Origin of the sequence: Modestobacter sp. VKM Ac-2977, assembly GCF_026968045.1 — a bacterium.
GTDB lineage: Bacteria > Actinomycetota > Actinomycetes > Mycobacteriales > Geodermatophilaceae > Modestobacter.
This window is the reverse complement of the sequence record NZ_JAPVBQ010000001.1, coordinates 452,914-476,042: the sequence shown is the minus strand read 5'-3', so window position 1 is coordinate 476,042 and position 23,129 is coordinate 452,914. Positions and strand designations below refer to the sequence as shown.

Genomic DNA, 23,129 nt, shown 5'->3' with positions numbered 1-23,129 from the left:
GCCGGGCGCCGTCCCGAGAAGGGCCGGGTCAGCTGCCGAAGCGGCGGTGCCGGGCGGCGTAGGCGCGCAACGCCCGCAGGAAGTCGACCCGGCGGAACTCCGGCCAGTAGACGTCGGTGAAGTAGAACTCGGAGTGGGCGGTCTGCCAGGTCAGGAACCCCGACAGCCGCTGCTCGCCGCTGGTGCGGATGACGAGGTCCGGGTCGGGCTGGCCGCGGGTGTAGAGGTGCTCGGCGATGTGGTCGGCGTCGAGCACCTCGATCAGCTCCGGCAGCGTCGTCCCCCGCTGGACGTGCTCGGCCAGCAGCGACCGGACGGCGTCGGCGATCTCCCGACGTCCGCCGTAGCCGACCGCCAGGTTCACCGTCGCCCCCGGCCGCTCCCGGGTGTCGCGCTCGGCCCGGGTCAGCACGGCGACGGTCTCCGCCGGCAGCAGCTCGAGTGCGCCCACCGCCCGCAGGTGCCACCGCCGGTCCGGGCCGGCCAGGTCGCAGGCGACGCCCTCGATGATCCGGAGCAGCGGGGTGAGCTCGGGGGCCGGCCGGGTCAGGTTGTCGGTGGAGAGCAGGAAGAGGGTGACCACCTCGACCCCGGCCTCGTCGCACCAGGAGAGCAGGTCGGCGATCTTGTCCGCGCCGCGGCGGTGCCCCTCGCTGACGTCCTCCAGGCCGATGGCCCGGGCCCAGCGCCGGTTCCCGTCGATGATCACCCCGACGTGCCGCGGGGTGTCGGCGCCCACCAGGCCGCGGGCCAGCCGGCGCTCGTAGACGACGGTGAGCGCGTCCCGGACCTTCGAGCGCACCCCCACGCCCTCACCCTAGGTGTCGCCTCCCCGTGCGGCCGGACCGCGCGCCGGACCGGGCCGGCGCGTTCCCAGGGAGATCACACCCGGCCCGGGATGACGCGGTACCCGCTGCTCCGTAACCTCGGCTCATGAGCGTCTCCTCAGACCACGAGGACCACGCCCGGGTCACCGCTGACGGCGCTGAGATCGAGGCGCCGGCCGGCGAGGCGGTGGCCGCCGTCCATGCGGAGGGTGAACGGGTCGAGTCCGTCGAGCGCCAGGGCGAGTGGGCCCTGTCGGAGTACGGCGACCACGAGTACGACCACCCCGACACTCGACCCCGGATGCGCGGGTGGCTGCACCTGTTCGCGTTCTTCGGGTCGGTCGTCGCCGGGGCGGTGCTCATCCCGCTCGCGGCCGTGCAGGGCGCGCGCGCGGGCTGGTCGGTGGCGCTCTACTGCCTCACCATCCTCGGGCTCTTCGGGGTCAGCGCGCTCTACCACCGCCGACGCTGGTCACCGCGCGGCTGGAAGCTGATGAAGCGCGCCGACCATTCGATGATCTTCGTGTTCATCGCCGGCACGTACACCCCGTTCGCGCTGCTCGCCGTCCCCGAACCGACCGGCCGGTGGCTGCTGGCCCTCGTCTGGGCCGGCGCCGTGCTGGGCGTGGCGCTGAAGGTCGCCTGGCCGCACGCACCCCGCTGGCTGGGCGTGCCGATCTACCTGGCCCTGGGCTGGGCAGCGGTGTTCGTGCTGGTCGACATCCTGCAACTGGCCGGGGTCACCGCGCTGGTGCTGCTGTGCGTCGGCGGACTGCTCTACAGCGTCGGCGCGGTCGCCTACGCCAGCAAGCGGCCCAACCCCTGGCCGGGCACCTTCGGCTACCACGAGGTGTTCCACGCGCTGACGATCGTGGCCGCCATCTGCCACTACATCGCCGTCTACTTCGTGATCTACCGCTCCCCGTTCACCTGAGCTGCCCGGCCGCTCACGGCGTCGGCGGCACGACCGGGTCGGTCGGCGCCGGGCTCTGCTCCGACGGTGCAGGCGGCGTCGGCTCGGCCGGCGCCCGCTCCGCCGAGTCGACCCCGGTGCTGGGTGCGATGCTCGGCAGCGGCATCGGGACGGCGGTCTCCTCGCCGTACTGGTCCCAGCTCACCACCTGCCGCTGCTGCGGGTAGGCGTTCCCCGGCTGCAGCGGCGCGTCCGGCACCGTCTCGACCTGCTCGCCGTCGACCGTCGCGTCGGCGAGCCCGTCGATCGGGCGCCCGTCCTGGTCGTAGAGCAGGACGCCGGTCAGCGGCTCCCCGGTCGAGGAGAACGGCAGGATGTTGGTGATCGGCGTGCCGTCCTCGTGCACCAGGTGGTCGGGCTGCCGGTCCTCGACGTACACCTGCTCGGCGGTGGCGACGCCGGGGCCGTCGGCCAGGCCGATGAGCGCGATGAGCGTCAGCACCCCCAGCCCGGCGTTGACCAGCACGGCGCGGTGCCCCGGCTCCCGCCCCTCCGCCCGGGCCTGCAGGCCGAGCCGCACCGACCAGGCGATCGCCGCACCGGTGACCAGCAGGCCGATCGGGCCGAGCCCGAGGGTGGGCACCGGGAAGGACGTGCCCCCGACGAACACCACGTCCACGGCGGTGACCGCCGCCCAGGCCCGCACCACCCACCACGCCGGCCGCAGCTCGGGGAGGAACGCCTCGACCTGCCGCACCGGCGCCCACGACCGGAGCCGGGCGACCAGTTCGGTCAGGCCGACCTGCTCGTCCTCGGCCGCCGGCGCAGCCGGCAACCCGGCGGCGGCCCGCAGCTCGTCGGCGTAGTGACGAGGCGACCCCAGCCGGAACTCCAGCGGCGCATCGCCGTCCGCGGCCACCTCCGCCAGGTGGTCCTCGAGGTCCTCCAGCAGCTCCTCGCACCGGTCGGCCGGGACGTCGGTCAGCGCAGCGCGCACCGCCGCCGCGTACTCCGCCACCTCGGCCTGCCGGCCCACACTCGTCGCGCCGGTCATGCCGCCACCTCCGGATCGGTCGTCAGCAGGGCCGCCATCGTGTCGGCGAAGCCCTGCCAGGTCTTGGTCGCGATCTCCAGCTGTGCCCGCCCGGAGACGTTGAGCCCGTAGTACTTGCGGTGCGGCCCCTCGGCCGAGGGGACGACGTAGCTGGTCAGGTGGCCCGCGGCGTACAGCCGCCGCAGCGTGCCGTAGACCGAGGCGTCGCCGACCTCCTCCAGCCCCCCGGCGCGCAGCCGCCGGACGACGTCGTAGCCGTAGCCGTCCGCACCGTCCAGCACCGCGAGGACGGCGAGGTCCAGCACCCCTTTGAGCAGTTGTGTGGTGTCCATCGGGGCCCTCCGGCTCGTCGGTGTGGAACGCACAGTACTGTGCATCACGCAGTAGCCGACACGTGGCGGTCCGGCGCGTCGTCCCGGGGCCTGCCGAGAGAGCGGCTCAGGCGAACGGCGGGCGGTGGTCCAGCCGCACCGAGAGCCGGCCGGCCCGGCGCCAGGCACGGGCGACGACGTCCCGGTCGGCGTCGGTCACCAGGTTGCCCATGACCCGCAGGGCGACGGTCATCAGCAGCCGCGACCGCATGCCCACCGGGCCGGCGGCCGGCAGGAACCGGGGCACGGTGAGCAGCCCGGCCAGCCGGCGGGCGATGGAGAACGCCTCGCCGTAGTGCCGGCGCAGCGTCGTGGGCCAGGCCTGCGACCAGTCGTCGTCGTCGAACAGGTCGACCACGCTGCGGCCGGTCTCCAGCCCGTAGTCGATGCCCTCGCCGTTGAGCGGGTTGACGCAGCCCGCTGCGTCCCCGACCAGCGCCCAGTTGCGCCCGGCCACGCCGGAGACCGCACCGCCCATCGGCAGCAGGGCACTGGCGGGGGCCTGCACGGCGCCGTCGATCTGCCACTCCGCGCGCCGCTGGTCGGTGTAGAGCTCCAGCAGGCTGCGCAGCCGCACCTCGGCCGGACGGCGCTCGGTCGCCAGCGTGCCGACCCCGACGTTGACCTCACCGCGCTCGGCACCCAGCGGGAACACCCAGCCGTAGCCGGACAGCAGCTCCCCCTCGGCCCCACGCAGCTCCAGGTGCGAGCTGATCCACTCGTCGTCGCTGCGCCCGGAGCGCACGTAGCCGCGCGCGGCCACCCCGTAGACGGTGTCGCGGTGCCACTCCCGGCCGAGCACCCGGCCCAGCGGCGAGCGGACGCCGTCGGCGACCACCAGCCGGCGGCAGCGGACCGTCGTCGTCGACCCGTCGGGACGGCGGAACACCACCGCGGCCACCCGGTCGCCGTCCCGCTCGACGTCCACGGCCCGGGCCCCCTCGAGCGGGGTGGCGCCCGAGTCCAGGGCCACCGAGCGGATCCGGGCGTCCAGCTCCGTGCGGGGGACGGCGCCGCCGTGGTCGGGCAGCGCGCCACCGGGCCAGGGCAGCAGCAGCTCCTGACCGAAGCCGGCCGCCCGGAGCCCCCGGTTGCGGCCGTGCGAGCGCACCCAGTCGCCGAGTCCCAGCCGGTCGAGCTCGGCGATGGCCCGGGGGGTCAGGCCGTCACCGCAGGTCTTGTCGCGGGGGAAGACGGCGGCGTCGGCGAGGACGACGTCGGCACCGCCGCGCGCGGCCCAGGCGGCCGCAGCCGCCCCGGCGGGACCGGCCCCCACCACGAGCACGTCGGTGTCGGTGGGCTCAGCGGTGTCGGGCACGGCACCCAGTGTCCCCCGGTCCCCGCACGGGCCCGCGGCCCTCCTACCGGGGACCCCGCGCGCGCACCTCCTCCACGGCGGCCATGGCCTGCCGCAGCTCGGCCAGCCAGTCGTCGGCGTGCTGGCCGACCAGGCGCACGGCCCAGACCAGCGCCTCGGACCGCGACCGGGCCACGCCGGCGTCGACCAGGGTGTCCAGCACCAGACGCTCGGGCTGGCGCAGTCGGGTCATCACCGGGACCGACAGCGTGGTGAACAGCTCCCGGACGTCGCCACAGGTCGCACCCCAGGCGACCGACCGGCCGTAGCGCTCCTGGGCGGCATCGGCGATCGCCATCCGCTGGCCGCGGGTCTGCTCGCGGAAGCGGGCGATCCGCCCCGCGCGGGCGGCCGCCGGGTCGCCCTCACCCGCCTCGGGCTCGGGAACCGCCCCCACGACCGTGATCTCGTCCCGGTCGACGACCAGCTCGACCGGGCCGGTGAACCACTCGTCGGGGAGCCGGCCGGCGAACCAGCCGGCGACCTCGGCGCGTTCGACCGGCGGTGGGGCGTCCGCGGCGCGGCCACGGGCACGCCCGCGACCGGGGAAGCCCTCGGGTGGGAAACGGTGGTGTGCGTGCACGGTTCCTCCTCGATTCGACCTGACGCGTCCACCGTAATCGTGTAATCACCACGTCGGCCGCCTCGGCGCTGCGCTGAGAGCGGACACGCTGCGCTCACTCGCGCGCCCCGCCCGTGAGCGTGCGGTGGGCCGGAGGCCAGGACCGCCGCACGTACGATGACGGCTCGCTGTCAGCACCCGGGAGCTCCACGCATGGCCCACGTCCCGCCGGATCGCCGGCCGACCGCGCGGTTCCGCCGCCCGGCCGACGGGCCACCGCCGGACCGCGCCTACCCGCCCGGTCCTCCGGTCGACCAGTTCCCGCCTGCCCACGACGACCGGTACGGCCCGCCACCGGACGCAGCAGGCTGGTACCCGCCCGCGCCCCCGCACGAGCAGCCCCGCCCGCGGCGTTCCTGGCGGCGTGACCGTCCTGCCGACGGGCGACCGCCGGCCCCGGAGCAGCACCCCCGGCGCCCATGGCGGCGGGACCGACCCGATCGACCTTCCCGCGGCGTCCTCCGGAGGCTCGGTCGGCTCCTGGCCGTGGTGTTCGTCGTCCAGGCCCTGGTGATGGTCGCGCTGCGCTGGGTGGACCCGCCCACGACGGCGTTCATGGCCGCCAACCCGGCCGGCTCGATCCAGCAGTCCGTGCCGGTCGAGCACGTCTCCCGGAACTTCCTCGCCGCGGTCATCGCCCACGAGGACGCCCAGCTCCCCTACCGCTCGGGCGCCTTCGAGTGGGAGGCGCTGCTCGACCGCGCGCAGGCCCACCTGCGCGGCGAGGACGACCCGTCCGGCTCGACCATCCCGCAGCAGGTGGCCAAGAACCTGTTCCTCAACCAGGAGCTGAGCGCCTGGCGCAAGGCGGTGGAGGCCGGGCTCGCTGCGGAGCTGGCCCTGGTGGTCGACGACCGGCGGATGCTCGAGCTCTACGTCAACCACGCCCAGTTCGGCCCCACGCTCTACGGCGTCTGCGCGGCCAGCTGGTACTACTTCGACACCCCGCCGGACACCCTGTACCCCGAGCAGGCCTTCCAGCTGGCCGGCCTGCTCCCCTCCCCCGGACACGTCCAGCGCGCCCCCGGCGGCGGGCTCGACTTCGAGGTCGAGGACGGCCTCGGCTGGCTGTCCCGCTCGCACGTGCTCAACGCCCAGGCCCGACTCCCGCGCCACCTCGACCGGCTGGGCTTCCAGCCGGTCGAGGACCTCGGCATCACCGGGCTGGCCGCCGACGAACCGGACTCCGGTGACGACTGCAGCGAGCGCCCCCAGGAGATCGCCGACCTGATCGCCGCGGAGGGCACCGCCTGACGGACGGCGTCACGAGACCGTCACGTTCGTCCGGCCGTACGCGGGGAACCCCCCAGGGACGACAACCGAGGGGGTCGTCATGGACCGGACCCGAACGAGTCCACGCACGCTCGTCGTGGTGCTCCTCGCCGCCGTCGCGCTGCTGGGCGGCGCACTGCCGGCCCAGGCGACCGGCGACCCGTACTGCGGCCTCCGCTGGGGTTCACTGCCCGAGAGCCAGCCGCCCTCAGCCCCCTGGGGCACGGTCGCGGACGTCCGGACCGGACAGCACCCGTGCTTCGACCGGCTGGTGATCGACCTGCAGGACGCCGACGGGTCGGCCGGCCACTTCGTCCGGTACGTCGACCAGGTGGGCGCCCAGGGTTCCGGGACACCCGTCCCCGTCCGGGGTGGTGCGGTGCTGCAGGTGGTCGTGCAGGCGCCCGCGTACGACGGCACCCGCGAGCCGACCTACCAGCCGGCCGATCCCACCGAGGTCGTCGACGTCCGTGGCGCACGCACGCTGCGCCAGGTCGCCTGGGCAGGCTCCTTCGAGGGGCAGACGTCGCTGGCCGTCGGCACGCGGGCCCGACTGCCCTTCCGCGTCTTCGTGCTCGCCGGTGCGCCCGGACAGCCTGACGGCGCCCGCCTGGTGGTGGACGTCGCCCACCACTGGTGAGCAGCGGCTGAGCCGACCCGGTCGATCAGCCCGGTGGCGGCGCGTCACCCTCGTCGGGCTCGCGCTCCTTCAGCCGCAACAGCCAGGCGGTGCAACCGAGCAGGACGACCAGCACGCCGAGGACGCCGATCTCGGTGATCCGGTCGTCGAACTCCGCGCCCTTGCCCAGGACCCCCGCCGCCTCGACCGACAGCACGACGATCTCCTTGATCGAGGCGATGATCCCGACCAGCAGGAAGGGCTCGGCCACCAGCTCGCGGCGCTCCACGGTGATCCGCACCGCGAACAGCAGCTCGACGATGATGAAGACGAGCAGCAGCACGTCGAGCAGCTCGAGCACCGGGGCCTGGGAGAGGTCGCCGACCATCCCCCAGGTCGTCTTCCCGGCCACGACGAGCAGCACGAGTGCGCTGACCACGAGGAACAGCGCGATCCCTGCGTAGACGACGTTCTCGCCCACCTCGAGCGCACGGGTGCCGAGTCGGCCGAGCCCGGGTCGTTCGTGCTGTCCGGGGTCCCGCCGGGTCCGCTGGGTCGCCATCGGAGGATCATCGCCGACCGCGCCGCCTCCCGGGCCGGACGCCGACGAGCATCCCTCCCGCGAGTCAGATCCCGGCACCAGGCGCCGAACAGGTCGGTCGCGGACGACCGGACCTGCCCACAGCGACGCATCGACGCCGGGCGGCCACGGCGCACCGCTGGTTCGACAGCATCTACCAGGCGACCCGCCGGACTTCGGTGGTTGTGGTGGAGCTCTCCACCTGGTATCAGCTCGGCGTGTCCGAGGACGCTGCAGGTGGCTCACATCACACATGGAGGTCACCGTGGACCACGCCCGATCCCGCTCCGCCGTCCTCGTCGTCGTCGCCCTCAGCACCCTGCTGGGACTCGCCGGCCCGGCCGCCGCTGCGCCGTACTGCGGCATCACCTGGGGCTCACTGGCCAAGGCGGCCGACGCCCCCGACACCGAGTCCCTGAACGACGTCCGCGTCGGCCGGCACGCCTGCTTCGACCGGCTGGTCGTCGACGTCGGCGGCCAGGACGCCTGGTTCGACTCCTACGACGTGCGCTACGTGCCTCACGTCACGGCCGAGGGATCCGGCGACGTGGTCCCGCTCCGCGGTGGGGCCGCCCTGCAGATCACGGTCGGGGCCCCCGCCCACGACGCGCACGGCAACGCCACCTTCTCCCCGACCGACCGGCGCGAGGTGGTGGACGTGTCCGCGTTCAGCACGTTCCGGCAGGTCGCCTGGGCCGGGTCGTTCGAGGGTCAGAGCACGATCGGGCTGGGCGTCCGCGCCCGACTGCCCTTCCGGGTCTCCACCCTGGCGGGCACGCCGAACAGCGACCACACCCCCCGGCTCGTGATCGACGTGGCGCACCGCTGGTGACCGCGGGACCTCGTGTCCCCGCAGACGCCGGGTGGGTCTCCCACCCGGCGTCCACCGTCGGTCCGGGGGACGTCCCGGTCGGTCAGGAGGCGGCGGGCCGACCGCCCCGGGTGTCGCCGTCCTGCGGACGACGTGGCGGCTCGATGGCCAGCGGCGCCCGGCGCAGGGTGTCCAGCAGCTCGGCCCCCGGCTCCCGGACCGGGACGTCGACCATCAGCTCGGCCGGGCTGTCCGGGACCTGGTCGGCCGGGTCGAAGCTGCGCGGCACCTTCTTGAGGTGCTTGCCCATCGACCGGCCCAGCCACAGCACCGCGATCAGCAGCACGACGATGAGCAACAGCCCGAACGGACCGCCCTTGCCGACGTCCTCCGGCACCTCCTGCTGTTGGACGGCGAGCAGGGTGAGTGCAGTGGTCACGAGACACGCTCCGAGGTGCGGACGCCGGCGAACAGGTCGTCCTCCGGGACAGGGACATCGACCAGCGACCGCGCCAGCTCGTAGTCCTCGGTCGGCCAGGTGCGGGTCTGCAGGTCCAGCGGGACCGAGAACCAGCGGCCGGTGGGGTCGATCTGGGTGGCGTGGGCGATCAGTGCGGCGTCCCGCACCGGGAAGTACTCGGCACAGGGCACCCGGGTGGTCACCCGGTGGGAGATGTCGTTGGCCGGGTCCCACGTCGCCAGCCACTCGGTGTACGGCGACTCGGCCCCCTCGGCCAGCATCGCCTCGTGCAGCGCCTTGGTCCGGGGCAGCGTGAAGCCCATGTGGTAGTAGAGCTTGCTCGGCTGCCAGGGCTCCCCGAGGTCGGGGTAGCGGTCCGGGTCGCCGGCCGCCTCGAAGGCGTGCACCGAGATGTCGTGGGTCTTGATGTGGTCGGGGTGCGGGTAGCCGCCCCGCTCGTCGTAGGTGAGCACGACCTGCGGCCGGAACCGCCGGATCAGCTCGACCAGGGGCGCGGCGGCCTCCTCGACCGGCACCAGCGCGAAGCAGCCCTCCGGGAGCGGCGGCAGCGGGTCCCCCTCGGGCAGTCCGGAGTCGACGAAGCCGAGGAACTCCTGCTCGACACCGAGGACCTCCCGGGCCCGGGCCATCTCCTCGCTGCGGATCTCGGCCATCCGCTCCCACACCTCGGGGCGGTCCATCGCCGGGTTCAGCACCGACCCGCGCTCCCCGCCGGTGCAGGTCGCCACCATCACCCGGACACCCTCGGCGACGTACTTGGCCATGGTCGCGGCGCCCTTGCTCGACTCGTCGTCGGGGTGGGCGTGCACCGCGAGCAGGCGCAACTGGTCCGGTTCGGTCACGTGTGCTGCTCCTCGCTCCGCTCGTCGAACCCGTGCCCGACGGTGCCCTGCTCCGTGCGCGACACGCACGCCCGGTCGCGGCCACCATTGTCCCCCCGGCCGACAGGTCATGGCACGCACCCCGGCGACTCCTGGTGTGCCCCGCGCCACTCCGGCGGGCTCCGGGGTCGGAGAGCCATCCCGGCCGGATCCGTTCCGTAGGCGGCTGCACGGGGCCGCGCTCCGGTGTTACGTTGCTCGGATTGACCACCGGTGACCTGCGAGCGCAGCGGGTCGCGACGACGAGCACCGGGAGCAACTTTGGCCACCCCCACTGACGAGCAGGACCAGGGCGTCTGGCTGACGCAGGAGGCCCACGACCGGCTGCGAGCCGAGCTCGAGCAGCTGGTGGCGAGCCGACCGGCCATGGCCAAGGAGATCAACGACCGCCGCGAGGAGGGTGACCTCAAGGAGAACGGCGGCTACCACGCGGCCCGCGAGGAGCAGGGCAAGGCCGAGGGCCGGATCCGGCAGCTCACCGACCTGCTGCGCAAGGCCCGGGTCGGCCAGCCGCCCACGACGGCGACCAACGCCGCCGTCGGCACGGTCATCACCATCGCCTTCGACGGCGACGAGGACGACACCGACAAGTTCCTGCTGGGCTCGCGGGAGATCGCCGGCACCACCGACCTGACCGTCTACTCCCCCGAGTCCGCGCTGGGTGCCGCGATCGTGGGTGCCGCGCCGGGCTCGACGGTCACCTACCAGGCCCCCAACGGCAAGGACATCTCCGTGAAGGTCCTGGCCGTCGAGCCGTTCATCCCCTGACCTCACGGCCAGGGCAGTGAGGTCAGGGCAGTGACGAGCGCGATGGACGAGGCCGGCACGGTGGACGGCGGGCGGGCGCGGTCCCGGCGGGCGGAGAACACCACCTTCGTCTGCGGGCACTGCCAGACCCCGGTACCGGCGAACACCGACGGGCACTATCGCAACCACTGCCCGTGGTGCCTGTGGTCGTTGCACGTCGACGACCTGCCCGGTGACCGGGCCAGTGAGTGCCGGCAGCTGATGGAGCCCATCGGGCTGGTCGAGAAGTCGGGAAAGGGCTGGCAGGTGGTGCACCGCTGCACCGCCTGCGGCCACCGCCAGCCCAACCGCCTGGTCCGGGACGGCGCCGCCCCCGACGACCTCGACCTGGTGCTCGCCCTCCCCTGGCTCTGAACCGGCCTCCCTTCCGCCGCTCTGCACGCTCTTCCTCCGCTCTGCACGTGCTGCAGCGCGGGCAGAGTAGACGGAACGCGTGCAGAGCGACGCCCGCCAGCTGACCGGGCGGGCCCCGAGCCCGCCCGGCGCGGGGCGGTCGGCGCGCAGAACGCCCCCGCGGACGTCGTCCGCGGGGGCGTTCTGCGTGTCGGGGTCAGGCGACGGGCGTCAGCCCTCGGCGGCGCAGCAGCGGCCCGGTGTCGGCGGCCCGGCCGCGGACGGCGGCGAAGGCGCCCAGCGGGTCGACCGAGCCACCGCGGGAGAGCAGCTCACCGCGGAAGACGTCGCCGTTCTCCCGGCGCAGCCCACCGTTCTCCTTGAACCACTCCACGGTGTCGGCGTCCAGCACCTCCGACCAGATGTAGGAGTAGTAGCCGGCCGAGTAGCCGCCGGCGAAGACGTGCTGGAAGTACGTCGTCCGGTACCGGGGCGGCACCAGGTCGACGGCGACGCCGGCGTCGGCCAGCGCCTGGGCCTCGAAGGCCTGCGCGTCGGCGACCTCGGTGTCCGGCCCGATCCGGTGCCAGGCCTGGTCGAGCAGCGTGGCCCCCAGGTACTCGACGGTCGCGAACCCCTCGCCCCACAAGGCCGCGGCCTGGAGCGCGTCGACCGTCTCCTGCGCCAGCGGCTCCCCGGTCTCGACGTGCTTGGCGTAGTGCGCCAGCACCTCCGGCCACAGCGCCCACATCTCGTTGACCTGGCTGGGGAACTCCACGAAGTCGCGCGGCACGCTGGTACCGCTGAACCGCGGGTAGGTGACCGCCGAGGAGAGCCCGTGCAGCGCGTGCCCGAACTCGTGGAAGAGCGTCGTCACCTCGTCCAGGGTCAGCAGCGTCGGCTGACCGGCTGCCGCCCGGGTGACGTTGAGGCAGTTGAACACCACCGGGCGGGTGTCCAGCAGGCCGGACTGGCTGACGAACGAGCTCATCCAGGCCCCGCCGCGCTTGCCCTCCCGGGCGAAGAAGTCACCCAGGTACAGCCCGACCGGCTGCTCGTCGGCGAAGACCTCCCAGACCCGGACGTCGGGGTGGTAGCCCTGCAGGTCCGGACGCGGGGTGAAGGTGAGGCCGTAGAGCAGCTCGGCGGCGCGGAACACCCCGTCGACCAGCACCCGGTCCAGCTCGAACCACGGCCGTAGCGCGGCGCTGTCGACGGCGTAGCGCTCGGCCCGCACCCGCTCGGAGTAGAACGACCAGTCCCAGGCGGCCAGCTCGACCCCGTCGGCGGCGGCCACCTCGGCGAGCACCTCGGCCTCGGCCTTCGCGTTGGCCATCGCCGGCGGCACCAGCGCACCGAGCAGCTCGTCGACGGCGGCGGAGGTGCGGGCGGTCTGGTCGGCGGCGATCAGGTCGGCGTGGGTGTCGAAGCCCAGCAGCTGCGCCCGGACCGCGCGCAGGTGCGCCATCTCCATCGCGATCGGGCCGTTGTCGTGCTCCCCGGCCGAGGCCCGGGTCAGCGACGCCTCGTGCAGCCGGCGGCGCAGCTCCCGGTTGCGCAGCTTGGCCATCGCCGGCTGGCCGCTGGGCAGCACCAGGGTGAGCAGGTACCCGCCCTCGTGCCCGCGCTCGGCGGCGGCACCGGCGGCGGCCTGCACCTCGGCCGGGCTCAGCCCGTCCAGCTCGGTCTCGTCGGTGACCAGCACCGCCGCCGCCTCGGTGGCCACGACCAGGTTCTGCCCGAAGGTCGTGGACAGCTCGGACAGCCGCTGGTTGAGCTCGCGGAGCTGCTTGCGCCCGGCGTCGTCCAGCCCGGCACCGGCGAGGACGAAGTCCAGGTGGTAGCGCTCCACCAGGCGCAGCGACTCGGCGTCCAGGCCCGCTTCGTGCCGGGTGGAGTGCACGGCGTCGATCCGGGCGAACAGCGCCGGATCCAGGCGCAGCGCGTCAGAGTGCGCCGCCGACAGCGGGGCGACCTCCCGCTCGATCTCCCGCAACCGGTCGCTGGACATCGACGAGGACAGGTTCCAGAACACCGCCTCCGCCCGGCCGAGCAGCTGGCCGGAGCGCTCGAGGGCCACGACGGTGTTGTCGAACGTCGGCTCGGCCGGGTCGGCCAGCAGGGCGGCGACCTCGGCCCGCTGCTCGGCCATCCCGGCCAGCAGCGCCTCCCGGCAGTGCTCCAGCGAGATGTCGGCGAACGGCGGCAGCTCGTAGGGCAGCGCCGACGGGGCGGCCAGCGGGTTCGACGCGGACAGGGACGCGGAGTCCGGCGAGGGAGCCGGTGCAGTGGTGCTCATCCCGCCCATCTTCACCCCCACGCCCGGCCGGCCGTCACCGACGGCCGACCGGACCCGAAGAGGCCCCGTCCTCAGCGGCTGGCGGTGCGCAGGTAGGCCCGCACCGCCAGCGGCACGAAGATCGCCAGGATCACGACCGTCCACAGCACGGTGTACAGCGCCGGGTTCTGCAGCGACCAGACGTCGGGGACCGGGGCCCCGGCGGGGACGTTGCCGAACAGCTCGCGGGCCGCCTGGACGACGGTGGAGACCGGGTTCCACTCGGCGAACGCCCGCAGCGGCGCCGGGAAGCTCTCCAACGGGACGAAGGCGTTGGAGGCGAACGTCAACGGGAAGATCACGATGAAGCTCGCGTTGTTGACCACCTCCGGGGTGCGGACGAGCAGGCCGACCAGCGCCATCAACCAGGAGATCGCGAAGGCGAAGACCAGCAGCACCAGGAACCCGCCGATCGCCTCGCCGATCGAGGAGTTGATCCGCCAGCCCACCGCATACCCGGTCAGCGCCATCACGGTGATCGAGATGACGTTGAGCCCCAGGTCGGCGACCGTGCGGCCGATCAGCACCGCCGACCGGGACATCGGCAGCGACCGGAACCGGTCGATCAACCCCTTCTGCAGGTCCTCCGCGATGCTCGCCCCGGTGACGGTGGAGCCGAAGACCACCGTCTGGGCGAAGATCCCCGGCAGCAGGAACTCGGCGTAGCTGATGCCCGGGGGCAGCCCTCCGATCGCCCCACCGAAGATGTAGCGGAACAGCACCACGAACATGATCGGCGACAGGGTCGCGAAGACGATCAGGTCGGGCACCCGCTTGACCTTGATCAGGTTGCGCTTGGTGATGACGACGCTGTCGGAGACGGTCTCGGCCAGGGTGGTCATGACTGCGCTCCTGCGCTGACGGTGGCCGAGTCCTCGGCGTCGGTGGTGGTGTCGGCGTCCTCGGCGGAGCGCCCGGTGAGGGTCAGGAAGACGTCGTCCAGGTCGGGGCGGCGCAGGCCGATGTCGAGCACCTGCGCGCTGGTGCCGGCGAGCCGGCGCAGCGCCTCGGCCAGCGTGTCGGTGCCGCCGGTGACCGGCACCGACAGTCGCCGGGTCTGCCGGTCGGCGTGCAGCTCGCCGTGGGAGAGCGGGCGCAGGGCGTCGGTCACCACCGCGAGCTGCTCGACGGTGCCCACGGTGAGCTCCAGTCGCTCGCCGCCCACCTGGGCCTTGAGGTCGTCGGCGGTGCCGCGGGCGATCACCTTGCCCCGGTCGATGACGACCATCCGGTCGGCGAGCCGGTCGGCCTCCTCCAGGTACTGCGTGGTGAGCAGGATCGTCGTCCCGTCGCTGACCAGGTCGGCGATGAACTCCCACATGCCCAGCCGGCTGCGCGGGTCGAGGCCGGTGGTGGGCTCGTCGAGGAAGAGGACCTGGGGCCGGGCGATGAGGGAGGCGGCGATGTCCAGCCGACGGCGCATGCCGCCGGAGTACGTCTTCGCCGGGCGGTTGGCCGCGTCGGACAGGTCGAAGCGCTCCAGCAGCTGGCCGGCGCGCGACCTGGCCTCCCGCTTGCCCAGGCGGTAGAGCCGCCCGACCATCTCCAGGTTCTCCGCACCCGTCAGGTACTCGTCGACCGCGGCGTACTGGCCGGTCAACCCGATCATGGCGCGCACCTGGTCGGCCTGGGTGCGCACGTCGAGCCCGGCCACCTCCGCCCGGCCCGCGTCGGGCTGCAGCAGGGTGCTCAGGATCCGGACGACGGTGGTCTTGCCGGCGCCGTTGGGCCCCAGCAGCCCGAGGACGGTGCCCTCGGACACGGTGAGGTCGACCCCACCGAGCGCGGTGTTCTCCCCGAAGCGCTTCACGAGCCCCTCGACGACGACGGCATCGGTCATGCCGCGCACGCTAGGCCCGCCCACCGACAGTTCTCACTGTCTTTTCCGGGCACCCGGCGGGTCCGTTCCATGAACAACTCCTCCGACGACGCGTGGTCCGTCCGGCCGTCGCGGTGCGACGGCTCACCGGGTGCAGACCCGCCCCGCCCGGAGAAGTCATCGGTCCGCGCCGGTCAGTCGACGCGAGGGGCGTACCCGGCCGCGGACAGTGCGGCCAGCACGTGCTCGGCGTGGTCGGGGCCGCGGGTCTCCAGGTGCACGCCGACCTCCACCTCGCCCAGCACCAGGCGCGGCGTCAACCGCTCGTGCTCGACGGAGAGCACGTTGGCGGCCAGGCCGGCCAGCTCCCGGAGCAGCCCGGCGAGCGAGCCCGGCCGGTCGAGCACCTGCACCCGCAGCGACAGGTAGCGCCCGGCGGCGGCCATGCCGTGCTGGACGACCTTCATCATCAGCACCGGGTCGATGTTGCCGCCGGAGACGACCGCCACGACCGGCGGGGCGAAGGCAGCGGGGTCGGCCAGCAGCGCGGCGACCGCGGCGACCCCGGCCGGCTCGACCACCAGCTTGGCCCGCTCCAGGCAGAACAGCAGCGCCCGGGAGAGGTCGCCCTCGCTGACCGTGACGACGTCGTCGACCAGGCCGGAGACGTGCGCCAGGGTGAGGTCACCGGGGGCGGCGACGGCGATGCCGTCGGCCATCGTCGCCATGCTGGTCAGCGGTACCGGCCGGCCGGCGGCCAGCGAGGCGGGGAAGGCGGCCGCCGTCGCTGCCTGGACCGCGACCACCCGGACGTCGGGACGGCGGGCCTTCACCGCGGCGGCGATCCCGGACACCAGCCCGCCGCCGCCGGTGCAGACGACCACCGTCGACACGTCCGGGCACTGCTCGAGCACCTCCAGGCCCACGGTGCCCTGCCCGGCGATGACGTCGGGGTGGTCGAAGGGGTGGATGAAGACCGAGCCGGTCCGGTCGGCGAACTCCACCGCCGAGACGATCGCCTCGGTGAGGGTCTCCCCGCCGAGCCGTGCGTCCGCGCCGTAGCCGCGGGTGGCGGCGACCTTGGGCAGCGGGGCGCTCTCCGGCATGAACACGGTCGCAGCCGCACCGAGCTCGCGGGCGGCCAGCGCGACGCCCTGCGCGTGGTTGCCGGCGCTGGCCGCGACCACGCCCCGGGCGCGCTCGGCGTCGCTGAGCCGGGCGATCCGGGTGTAGGCGCCGCGGATCTTGAACGAGCCGGTGCGCTGCAGGTTCTCGCACTTGAGCCACGCGGGCCCGCCGACCCGTTCGGCCAGCGCCCGGGAGTGCTCCAGCGGCGTCCGGCGCACCACGCCGTCCAGCAGGCGCGCGGCGGACTCGACGTCGGCACCGCTGACCAGGGGCACTGCACCGGGGACGGACACGCCGCCGATCCTCGCAGTCCGCGGATGCGCGGTGCGACGGACACCCGGGTGTCACAGGTCCGTCGTACCGTGGTCGAGGTGACGGACGCCGCACTGACGGGGACCTCCCAGTCCCCCACCCCTCCCGCTCCCACCACTCTCGGCGAGCTCCGCGACAGCGGGGCCGCCCCCCGGCCGGTCAAGGCCGAGATCCGCCAGAACCTCCTCGCCCGGCTGGCCGCCGGCGAGCCCACGCTGCCCGGCATCGTCGGGTTCGAGGACACCGTCGTGCCCGAGGTCGAGCGGGCACTCATCGCCGGGCACGACCTCGTCCTGCTCGGCGAGCGCGGCCAGGGCAAGACCCGGCTGATCCGCACCCTGGTCGGCCTGCTCGACGAGTGGACCCCGGTGCTGGTCGGCAGCGAGCTCAACGAGCACCCGCTGCAGCCGATCAGCGTCTGGGGGCACCGGCAGGTCGCCGAGCACGGCGACGCGACCCCGGTCGGCTGGCTGCACCGCAGCGAGCGGTTCGGCGAGAAGCTGGCCACCCCCGACACCAGCGTCGGCGACCTGATCGGCGACGTCGACCCGATCAAGGTGGCCGAGGGCCGCACCCTGGGCGACCCGGAGACGGTCCACTACGGGCTGGTGCCGCGCACCAACCGCGGCATCTTCAGCGTCAACGAGCTGCCCGACCTGGCCGAGCGGATCCAGGTCGCGCTGCTCAACGTGCTGGAGGAGCGGGACATCCAGATCCGCGGGTACCGGGTGCGGCTGCCGCTGGACCTGCTGCTGGTCGCCAGCGCCAACCCGGAGGACTACACCAACCGCGGCCGGATCATCACCCCGCTCAAGGACCGGTTCGGCGCCGAGGTCCGCACCCACTACCCGATCGAGCTCGCCGACGAGGTGCGGTTGCTGGAGCAGGAGGCGCAGACGACCTGGCTGGGCGGGAGCGACGAGCTCGGCACCCCGCTGGTGCCGCAGCACCTGGTGGAGATCGTCGCCCGGTTCACCCGGCTGGTCCGTGAGTCCAGCCACGTCGACCAGCGCTCCGGGGTCAGCGCCCGGTTCGCCATCGCCGGGCTGGAGACGGTGGCCGCCTCGGCGGTGCGCCGGGCCGCCGTCGCCGGGGAGAGCCGGCCGGTGGCGCGGGTGGTCGACCTGCCCAGCATCGTCCCGGCCAGCCGCGGGAAGGTGGAGTTCGCCGACTCCGGCAGCGACGCCGACGACGACCGTGACCTGGAGGTGCTCGAGCACCTGCTGCGCCAGGCCACCGCGCAGACCTTCCGGGCCCGTTGCGGCGGGCTGGACCTCACCGGCCTGCAGGAGCACTTCACCGGCGGGGACACCGTGGAGTCCGGTGACCTGGTGCCGGCCGCCGTCCTGCTCGGGCAGCTGGGCACCATCCCGCACCTGGCCCAGCTGCTCGGCCGACTCGGGGTGCCCGAGGGCGAGCAGTCCGCCGAGCAGGCCGCCGCCGCCGTCGAGTTCGCGCTCGAGGGGCTGTGGCTGACCCGCCGGCTGGCCAAGGACACCGACGGCTCGCGCACGGTCTACGGAGCCTGAGATGCCGCAGCGACGGCACGGCGGGTACCGGTACGGCAAGTGGCGGGGCGGGCCCGACCCCCTGGCGCCGCCCTACGACGTGGGGTCCGCGGTCGACGAGATCGGCGACCAGGTGCTGGCCGGCAGCGGCGTGCGCGAGGCGATGCGCGACCTGCTGCGCCGCGGCGTCGACGGCCGGCGCGGGCTGGACCAGCTGCGCCGCACCGTCCGGGACCGGCTGCGCCAGGCCCGCGAGGCAGGCCGGCTGGACGGCACGCTGGAGCAGGTCCGGGAGCTGCTGGACCGGGCGGTCGAGGCCGAGCGGACCGCGCTGTTCCCCGACCCCGACGACGCCGCCCGGCTGGCCGAGGCCGAGCTCGACGCGTTGCCGGAGGACACCGCCGGGGCCGTCCGCGCCCTGAAGGACCACGCCTGGCGCTCGCCCGAGGCCGCCCAGGCCTACCGGGAGATCGAGGACCTGCTCCGGCAGGAGGTGCTGGACAGCTCGTTCCAGGGGATGAAGCAGGCCCTGCAGCAGATGCAGGACGGCGACGGCGCGGCGATGCAGGCGGTCAAGGACATGGTCGCCGACCTGTCCGCGCTGGTCGACGCGCACAACCGGGGCGAGGACACCGACCAGCAGTTCGCCGACTTCATGGACCGGCACGGGCAGTTCTTCCCCGACGACCCGCAGTCGGTGGAGGAGCTGATCGACTCCCTCGCCCGCCGGGCGGCCGCCCAGGAGCGGATGATGGCCGGGCTGTCGGCCGAGCAGCGGGCCGAGCTGCAGGACCTGATGGGCCAGGCGATGGGCGACCTCGGGCTGCAGAGCGAGATGGCGCACCTGTCCGATGCGCTGCGGCAGGCCCGGCCGGACCTGCCGTGGGGCCAGCGCGGCCCGGTGCCCGACGGGGACCAGCCACTCGGGCTCGGCGACGCGACGACCGCCGTCGCCGAACTGGCCGACCTGGAGGCGCTGTCCCAGCAGCTGTCCCAGGGCTACGCCGGCGCCTCCCTGGCCGACGTGGACGAGGAGCTGCTGGAGCAGGCACTGGGCCGCTCGGCCGTCGACGACCTCGCGGCGCTGCGCCGGCTGGAGCGGGAGCTGGAGCGGCAGGGCTGGCTCGACCGCTCGGAGGGGGCGCTGCAGCTCTCCCCCAAGGCGGTGCGCCGACTGGGGGCCACGGCCCTGCGCCGGGTGTTCGCGAAGCTGTCGGCCACCGGTCGCGGGGAGCACGACGTCGCCGACGCCGGCGCCGCCGGGGAGCTGACCGGCGCCTCGCGGGAGTGGCGGTTCGGCGACGAGCAGCCACTGGACGTCGTCCGCACGGTGCGCAACGCCGTGCTGCGCAGCGCCGGCACCCCCCGGGAGGACGGCCAGCGCCGGGTGCAGATCGCCGTCGAGGACTTCGAGGTGGTGGAGACCGAACGGCGCACCGGGGCCGCGGTGGCGCTGCTGGTCGACCTCTCCTACTCGATGGCGCTGCGCGGCACCTGGGGCGCGGCCAAGTCGACGGCGATGGCCCTGCACTCGCTGGTGACCACCCAGTTCCCGCAGGACGCCATCGAGATCATCGGCTTCTCCTCCACCGCCCAGGTGCTGCGCCCGGAGACCCTCGCCGAGCTGAGCGTCGACACCCTGCAGGGCACCAACCTGCAGCACGGCCTGATGCTGGCCCGCCGCTTCCTGGCCCGGCACCGGGACGCCGAGCCGGTGGTGCTGGTGGTCACCGACGGGGAGCCGACCGCCCACCTGGAGGACGACGGGACGCCGTACTTCTGCTGGCCGCCGATGCCCGAGACGATCGCCCGCACGGTGGCCGAGGTGGAGCGGGTGGCCCGCGCGGGCGCGACGCTCAACGTCTTCGCCCTGGACCCGGAGCCCGGGCTGGTGGAGTTCGTGCACGACATCACCGCGCGGGCCGGCGGCCGGGTGTTCCAGCCCGACAGCGAGCGGCTGGGCGAGTACGTCGTCGCCGACTACCTCCGCACACGCCGAGGACGAGGCGGTCGGTGACGGACAGTGATCAGATGAGCTGAGCAGCGCTGTCCTCTGCGCCGGTCTGGGAGCGCGATGACCGCGTCCGGTCAGGGAAGCCGGTCGAGAACCGGGGATCGGAGACGCGCCGGGCCCGGATCGGGGACACTGTTGTGGTGACCACCGAGGCGGAGTCCGGGACGATCACCATCGAGCAGGTCGCCGCGGCGACGACCTACCCGCTGCGCGCCCAGGAGCTGCGCCAGGGCCGACCGCTCGAGATCGACGAGGACGACGCTCCGTACACGCTGCACCTGGCCGCCCGGATCGACGGCGACGAGGTGGTCGGCGTGGTCCGCTTCCACCCGCGCGACTGCCCCTGGCGGGAGGGCGAGGGCTCCTGGCAGCTGCGGGGCATGGCCACCGACCCGCGGGTGCGGGGGCTCGGCGCCGGCCGGGCCCTGGTGGCCGCGGGCCTGACCCGGGTGGCCGCCTGCGGCGGGCAGCTGGTCTGGTGCGACGCCCGGGCCTCCGCCGTCGGCTTCTACGAGCGCCTGGGCTTCCAGATCGTCACCGACGAGTACGACCTGCGGCCGGTGGGCGCGCACCGCGGCATGCTGATCGAGCTGCCGATCAGGTGACCGGGAGGGCTCCGCTGGAGCTGACCCCCGGGATCTGACCGGACCGGAAGGCGTTGACGAAGAGCCGGTGGTCGGCGCGGGTGCGCTCGGCGTAGGAGTGCGCGAAGTCGATCAGGTCGGCGATGAACTCCTCGCGCCGGTCGCCGATCATCTCGGTGATCGCGTCCTCGGTCTGGAAGTCGACCAGTTCGTGGTCGCTGTCGGCGTCCCCGACGCAGTGCATCTTGGCCGTGGCCCGCCCCAGTTGGGCGACCACGGGCAGGATCTCCTCCGGCTCGGTCAGGTCGTCCCAGTCCAGGTCGAGCTCGTAGGGCGAGAGCTCGGCGACCACGAAGCCCACGCCGTCGATCTCGGTGTGCCCGAGGAAGGCCGAGGCGTAGGACTGCAGCGCCCGCTGGCTCATCGCCGTCCGGTGCCCCTCGTGCTCGAAGTGCCGGCGGATCTCCGGGTCGGTCACCACCCGGCTGGGCGCCGGGACGTTGCCCTGCTTCATCGACAGGACGACGTCGTTCTCCAGCGCCTGGTCGTACCCCTCGATCAGCACGTTGTAGGCCGGCAACCCGGCGCTGCCGATGCCGAAGCCGCCGGCGGCGACGACGTCCTTCACGTCGTAGGTGACCTCCCGGCGGCGCTTGCCGGGCGGCAGCGTCTCCCGGTACCGCTCCACGGCGGCCAGCACGCGGTCCCGCTCGGCATCGTCCAGCCGGCGGGTGCGCGGGCGGTCGGCGAAGCGGCGCTGGTGGCCCTCGATCACCGTCATCCGCTCCAGCAGCGCGATCCGGGTGTGCTCGGTGGTCTCCAGCACGAGCTCGTGCACCGCACCCTCGGTGTTCTCCCGGCGGAGGGCGAAGGAGCGGTCGTCGTCGGCGGCGACGAAGGCGTGCACCTGGTCCAGGTAGGACTCCAGGTAGCGGCGCAGCACGGCGTCGATCACGTCGTCGCCGAGCGCCTTGCGCCAGGCGAGGAGGGCGAAGCTGGCGGCGAACCGGCGGAGGTCCCAGCTGACGTGGCCGAGGTAGGCCTCGTCGAAGTCGTTGACGTCGAAGACGATCCGCCCCTGCCCGTCCATGTAGGTGCCGAAGTTCTCCGCGTGCAGGTCACCCTGGATCCACACCCGCGACGTCCGCTCGTCACACCACGGGTCCGTGAGCGTCGCCATGTCGGCGTAGAACAGACATGCCGACCCGCGGTAGAAGGCGAACGGGTCCGCTGCCATCTTGCGGAACTTGGTGCGGAAGGCGTCGGCATCGGCGGCCATGAGGTCGGAGAAGGCGTCGACGAGGACGTCGACGATCTGCTGCTGCCGGTCGGCGGGGTCCTCGCCAGCAGGGGTGATCTCAGCGCGTTCGTCCACGGCCCCACCGTAGGGGGTGGCTAGCCTGGGAATCAGCGCTCCCGGCCGCAGCACGCGGCCGAGGAGCCGGGAGAGAGGACGGGCCGGGTGACGCGAGCGAGCAGGGCGCGGCGGCTGGCGACCGGCGCTGCCTACGGCGGTGGCGGTGTGGGGCTGGCCGGCGCCGCGCTGGTGGCGCTGTTGCGCCAGGAGGCCCGGGCCGCCCGGCGACGGGTCAAGGCGAACCCGTCCGAGGCCGACCCTCCCACCGGCAACGGCGTGTACGGCCGCGGTCGGGGCAAGCCGCTCGTGTTCGCGGTGCTCGGCGACTCCAGCGCCGTGGGCCTCGGGGTGGACGACGCCGGGGAGACCCCTGGCGTGCTGGTCGCTGCTGCGCTGGCCGAGCTGGCCGAGCGGCCGGTCCGGCTGGCCAAGTTCGCCAGGTCCGGTGCCGTGTCCAAGGACCTCGCCGCGCAGGTGGACCAGGCCCTGCTCGAACGCCCCGACGTCGCGCTGATCATGATCGGCGCCAACGACGTCACCAGCCGGGCCCGGCCCGCGGACTCGGTGCGGGCGCTGGCCGAGGCCGTGCGCCGGCTGATCGCCGCCGACTGCCAGGTCGTCGTCGGCACCTGCCCCGACCTGGGCACCATCCGGCCGATCGCCCAGCCGCTGCGGGTGCTGGCCCGGCGCTGGAGCCGCCAGCTGGCCGCCGCGCAGACGATCGCCGTGGTCGCCGAGGGCGGGCGCACCGTCTCCCTGGGCTCGGTGCTCGGCCCCTCGTTCGCCAGCGACCGGGGGCTGTTCAGCCACGACGAGTTCCACCCGTCGGCGGCCGGGTACGCCGCGGCGGCCGCCTCGGTGCTGCCCTCGATCGCCGACTCGATCGGCGTGTGGCCCGCGGCAGCCGACCGGGGGATGCGGCTGCGCCGGGACACCGTCCGGCCGGTCGCCCAGGCCGCGGCCCGGGCCGCCGGCCGCACCGGCACCGAGGTGCAGCCGACCGCCGTCCGCGGGAACGAGACCGGTCCCCGGGGCCCGTGGGCCCGGCTCCGTCGACGGCGGCCCCCGGACATCCCGACGCCCGAGCAGGCCGACGAGTCCGCGCTCGAGGCCGCACCGCGGTGAGCCCCCCGCCGCCGAC

23 protein-coding genes are annotated in these 23,129 nt (G+C 74.0%); 10 read left to right on the top strand and 13 right to left on the bottom strand.

Annotated features, from left to right (window positions below):
• Positions 1-28 precede the first annotated feature (28 nt).
• Positions 29-808: an isoprenyl transferase gene (locus O2V63_RS02230; RefSeq protein WP_269165942.1), complete on the bottom strand. Its 780-nt coding sequence runs from the start codon at positions 806-808 to the stop codon at positions 29-31.
• Between the two features lie 125 nt (positions 809-933).
• On the opposite strand from O2V63_RS02230, the gene trhA reads away from it, so the two are divergent.
• Positions 934-1,761 carry a PAQR family membrane homeostasis protein TrhA gene (gene trhA, locus O2V63_RS02225; protein WP_269165941.1) on the top strand — a complete coding sequence of 276 codons (828 nt, stop codon included), beginning with the start codon at positions 934-936 and terminating at the stop codon, positions 1,759-1,761.
• A 13-nt stretch (positions 1,762-1,774) separates the two neighbouring features.
• On the opposite strand, the gene O2V63_RS02220 is transcribed toward trhA, so the two are convergent.
• The 4 genes from O2V63_RS02220 to O2V63_RS02205 all read right to left on the bottom strand — a co-directional run bounded on the left by O2V63_RS02220 (position 1,775) and on the right by O2V63_RS02205 (position 5,105).
• Positions 1,775-2,794: an HAAS signaling domain-containing protein gene (locus O2V63_RS02220; RefSeq protein WP_269165940.1), complete on the bottom strand. Its 1,020-nt coding sequence runs from the start codon at positions 2,792-2,794 to the stop codon at positions 1,775-1,777.
• Positions 2,791-3,126, bottom strand: coding sequence for a PadR family transcriptional regulator (locus O2V63_RS02215; protein WP_269165939.1), 336 nt, complete (start codon positions 3,124-3,126; stop codon positions 2,791-2,793). Before O2V63_RS02215 ends, O2V63_RS02220 begins: the two co-directional genes overlap by 4 nt.
• A gap of 106 nt (positions 3,127-3,232) precedes the next feature.
• Positions 3,233-4,483, bottom strand: a complete 1,251-nt coding sequence (locus O2V63_RS02210) for a geranylgeranyl reductase family protein (protein ID WP_269165938.1) — start codon at positions 4,481-4,483, stop codon at positions 3,233-3,235.
• A 43-nt stretch (positions 4,484-4,526) separates the two neighbouring features.
• Complete coding sequence (locus O2V63_RS02205) at positions 4,527-5,105, bottom strand: hypothetical protein (RefSeq protein WP_269165937.1); 579 nt, start codon at positions 5,103-5,105, stop codon at positions 4,527-4,529.
• 525 nt (positions 5,106-5,630) lie between these two features.
• On the opposite strand from O2V63_RS02205, the gene O2V63_RS02200 reads away from it, so the two are divergent.
• Positions 5,631-6,398, top strand: a complete 768-nt coding sequence (locus tag O2V63_RS02200) for a transglycosylase domain-containing protein (RefSeq protein ID WP_269165936.1) — start codon at positions 5,631-5,633, stop codon at positions 6,396-6,398.
• Between the two features lie 79 nt (positions 6,399-6,477).
• Positions 6,478-7,056, top strand: coding sequence for an AMIN-like domain-containing (lipo)protein (locus O2V63_RS02195; protein WP_269165935.1), 579 nt, complete (start codon positions 6,478-6,480; stop codon positions 7,054-7,056).
• Between the two features lie 25 nt (positions 7,057-7,081).
• On the opposite strand, the gene O2V63_RS02190 is transcribed toward O2V63_RS02195, so the two are convergent.
• The gene (locus O2V63_RS02190) at positions 7,082-7,597 is read right to left on the bottom strand and encodes a phosphate-starvation-inducible PsiE family protein (RefSeq protein ID WP_269165934.1); all 516 of its coding nucleotides are present in this window, start codon (positions 7,595-7,597) and stop codon (positions 7,082-7,084) included.
• A 283-nt stretch (positions 7,598-7,880) separates the two neighbouring features.
• Here O2V63_RS02190 and O2V63_RS02185 point away from each other — a divergent pair, with 283 nt between their 5' ends.
• The gene (locus O2V63_RS02185; protein WP_269165933.1) at positions 7,881-8,447 is read left to right on the top strand and encodes an AMIN-like domain-containing (lipo)protein; all 567 of its coding nucleotides are present in this window, start codon (positions 7,881-7,883) and stop codon (positions 8,445-8,447) included.
• Between the two features lie 82 nt (positions 8,448-8,529).
• On the opposite strand, the gene O2V63_RS02180 is transcribed toward O2V63_RS02185, so the two are convergent.
• Both O2V63_RS02180 and mca read right to left on the bottom strand, forming a co-directional pair.
• Positions 8,530-8,865 (bottom strand): hypothetical protein, encoded by a 336-nt coding sequence (locus O2V63_RS02180; protein WP_269165932.1) that lies wholly within the window; start codon positions 8,863-8,865, stop codon positions 8,530-8,532.
• The gene (mca, locus tag O2V63_RS02175; RefSeq protein WP_269165931.1) at positions 8,862-9,749 is read right to left on the bottom strand and encodes a mycothiol conjugate amidase Mca; all 888 of its coding nucleotides are present in this window, start codon (positions 9,747-9,749) and stop codon (positions 8,862-8,864) included. Before mca ends, O2V63_RS02180 begins: the two co-directional genes overlap by 4 nt.
• Before the next feature lie 300 nt (positions 9,750-10,049).
• Between mca and greA the strand changes: the two genes are divergently transcribed.
• Positions 10,050-10,556, top strand: coding sequence for a transcription elongation factor GreA (greA, locus tag O2V63_RS02170; RefSeq protein ID WP_269165930.1), 507 nt, complete (start codon positions 10,050-10,052; stop codon positions 10,554-10,556).
• A gap of 30 nt (positions 10,557-10,586) precedes the next feature.
• Positions 10,587-10,949 carry an RNHCP domain-containing protein gene (locus tag O2V63_RS02165; RefSeq protein ID WP_269165929.1) on the top strand — a complete coding sequence of 121 codons (363 nt, stop codon included), beginning with the start codon at positions 10,587-10,589 and terminating at the stop codon, positions 10,947-10,949.
• A 196-nt stretch (positions 10,950-11,145) separates the two neighbouring features.
• On the opposite strand, the gene O2V63_RS02160 is transcribed toward O2V63_RS02165, so the two are convergent.
• From O2V63_RS02160 to ilvA, 4 genes are all read right to left on the bottom strand, one after another.
• On the bottom strand, positions 11,146-13,227 hold the full coding sequence (locus O2V63_RS02160) for a M3 family metallopeptidase (protein ID WP_269165928.1): 2,082 nt from the start codon (positions 13,225-13,227) through the stop codon (positions 11,146-11,148).
• Positions 13,228-13,298: 71 nt separating this feature from the next.
• The gene (locus O2V63_RS02155) at positions 13,299-14,108 is read right to left on the bottom strand and encodes an ABC transporter permease (RefSeq protein WP_269165927.1); all 810 of its coding nucleotides are present in this window, start codon (positions 14,106-14,108) and stop codon (positions 13,299-13,301) included.
• Positions 14,105-15,106 carry an ATP-binding cassette domain-containing protein gene (locus tag O2V63_RS02150; RefSeq protein WP_269165926.1) on the bottom strand — a complete coding sequence of 334 codons (1,002 nt, stop codon included), beginning with the start codon at positions 15,104-15,106 and terminating at the stop codon, positions 14,105-14,107. Before O2V63_RS02150 ends, O2V63_RS02155 begins: the two co-directional genes overlap by 4 nt.
• Before the next feature lie 173 nt (positions 15,107-15,279).
• Positions 15,280-16,506, bottom strand: a complete 1,227-nt coding sequence (gene ilvA / locus O2V63_RS02145; protein WP_269165925.1) for a threonine ammonia-lyase — start codon at positions 16,504-16,506, stop codon at positions 15,280-15,282.
• A 78-nt stretch (positions 16,507-16,584) separates the two neighbouring features.
• Between ilvA and O2V63_RS02140 the strand changes: the two genes are divergently transcribed.
• The 3 genes from O2V63_RS02140 (at position 16,585) to O2V63_RS02130 (ending at position 20,652) form a co-directional block, all read left to right on the top strand.
• Positions 16,585-18,054 (top strand): sigma 54-interacting transcriptional regulator, encoded by a 1,470-nt coding sequence (locus O2V63_RS02140; RefSeq protein WP_269165924.1) that lies wholly within the window; start codon positions 16,585-16,587, stop codon positions 18,052-18,054.
• A 1-nt stretch (position 18,055) separates the two neighbouring features.
• The gene (locus tag O2V63_RS02135; protein ID WP_269165923.1) at positions 18,056-20,050 is read left to right on the top strand and encodes a VWA domain-containing protein; all 1,995 of its coding nucleotides are present in this window, start codon (positions 18,056-18,058) and stop codon (positions 20,048-20,050) included.
• A 137-nt stretch (positions 20,051-20,187) separates the two neighbouring features.
• Positions 20,188-20,652, top strand: a complete 465-nt coding sequence (locus tag O2V63_RS02130) for a GNAT family N-acetyltransferase (RefSeq protein WP_269165922.1) — start codon at positions 20,188-20,190, stop codon at positions 20,650-20,652.
• On the opposite strand, the gene O2V63_RS02125 is transcribed toward O2V63_RS02130, so the two are convergent.
• Complete coding sequence (locus O2V63_RS02125) at positions 20,645-22,006, bottom strand: DUF2252 domain-containing protein (RefSeq protein ID WP_269165921.1); 1,362 nt, start codon at positions 22,004-22,006, stop codon at positions 20,645-20,647. The genes O2V63_RS02130 and O2V63_RS02125 overlap by 8 nt on opposite strands.
• Positions 22,007-22,093: 87 nt before the next feature.
• On the opposite strand from O2V63_RS02125, the gene O2V63_RS02120 reads away from it, so the two are divergent.
• Entirely contained in the window at positions 22,094-23,113 is a 1,020-nt protein-coding gene (locus tag O2V63_RS02120) for an SGNH/GDSL hydrolase family protein (protein WP_269165920.1), read from the top strand.
• The last annotated feature ends 16 nt before the right edge of the window (positions 23,114-23,129 follow it).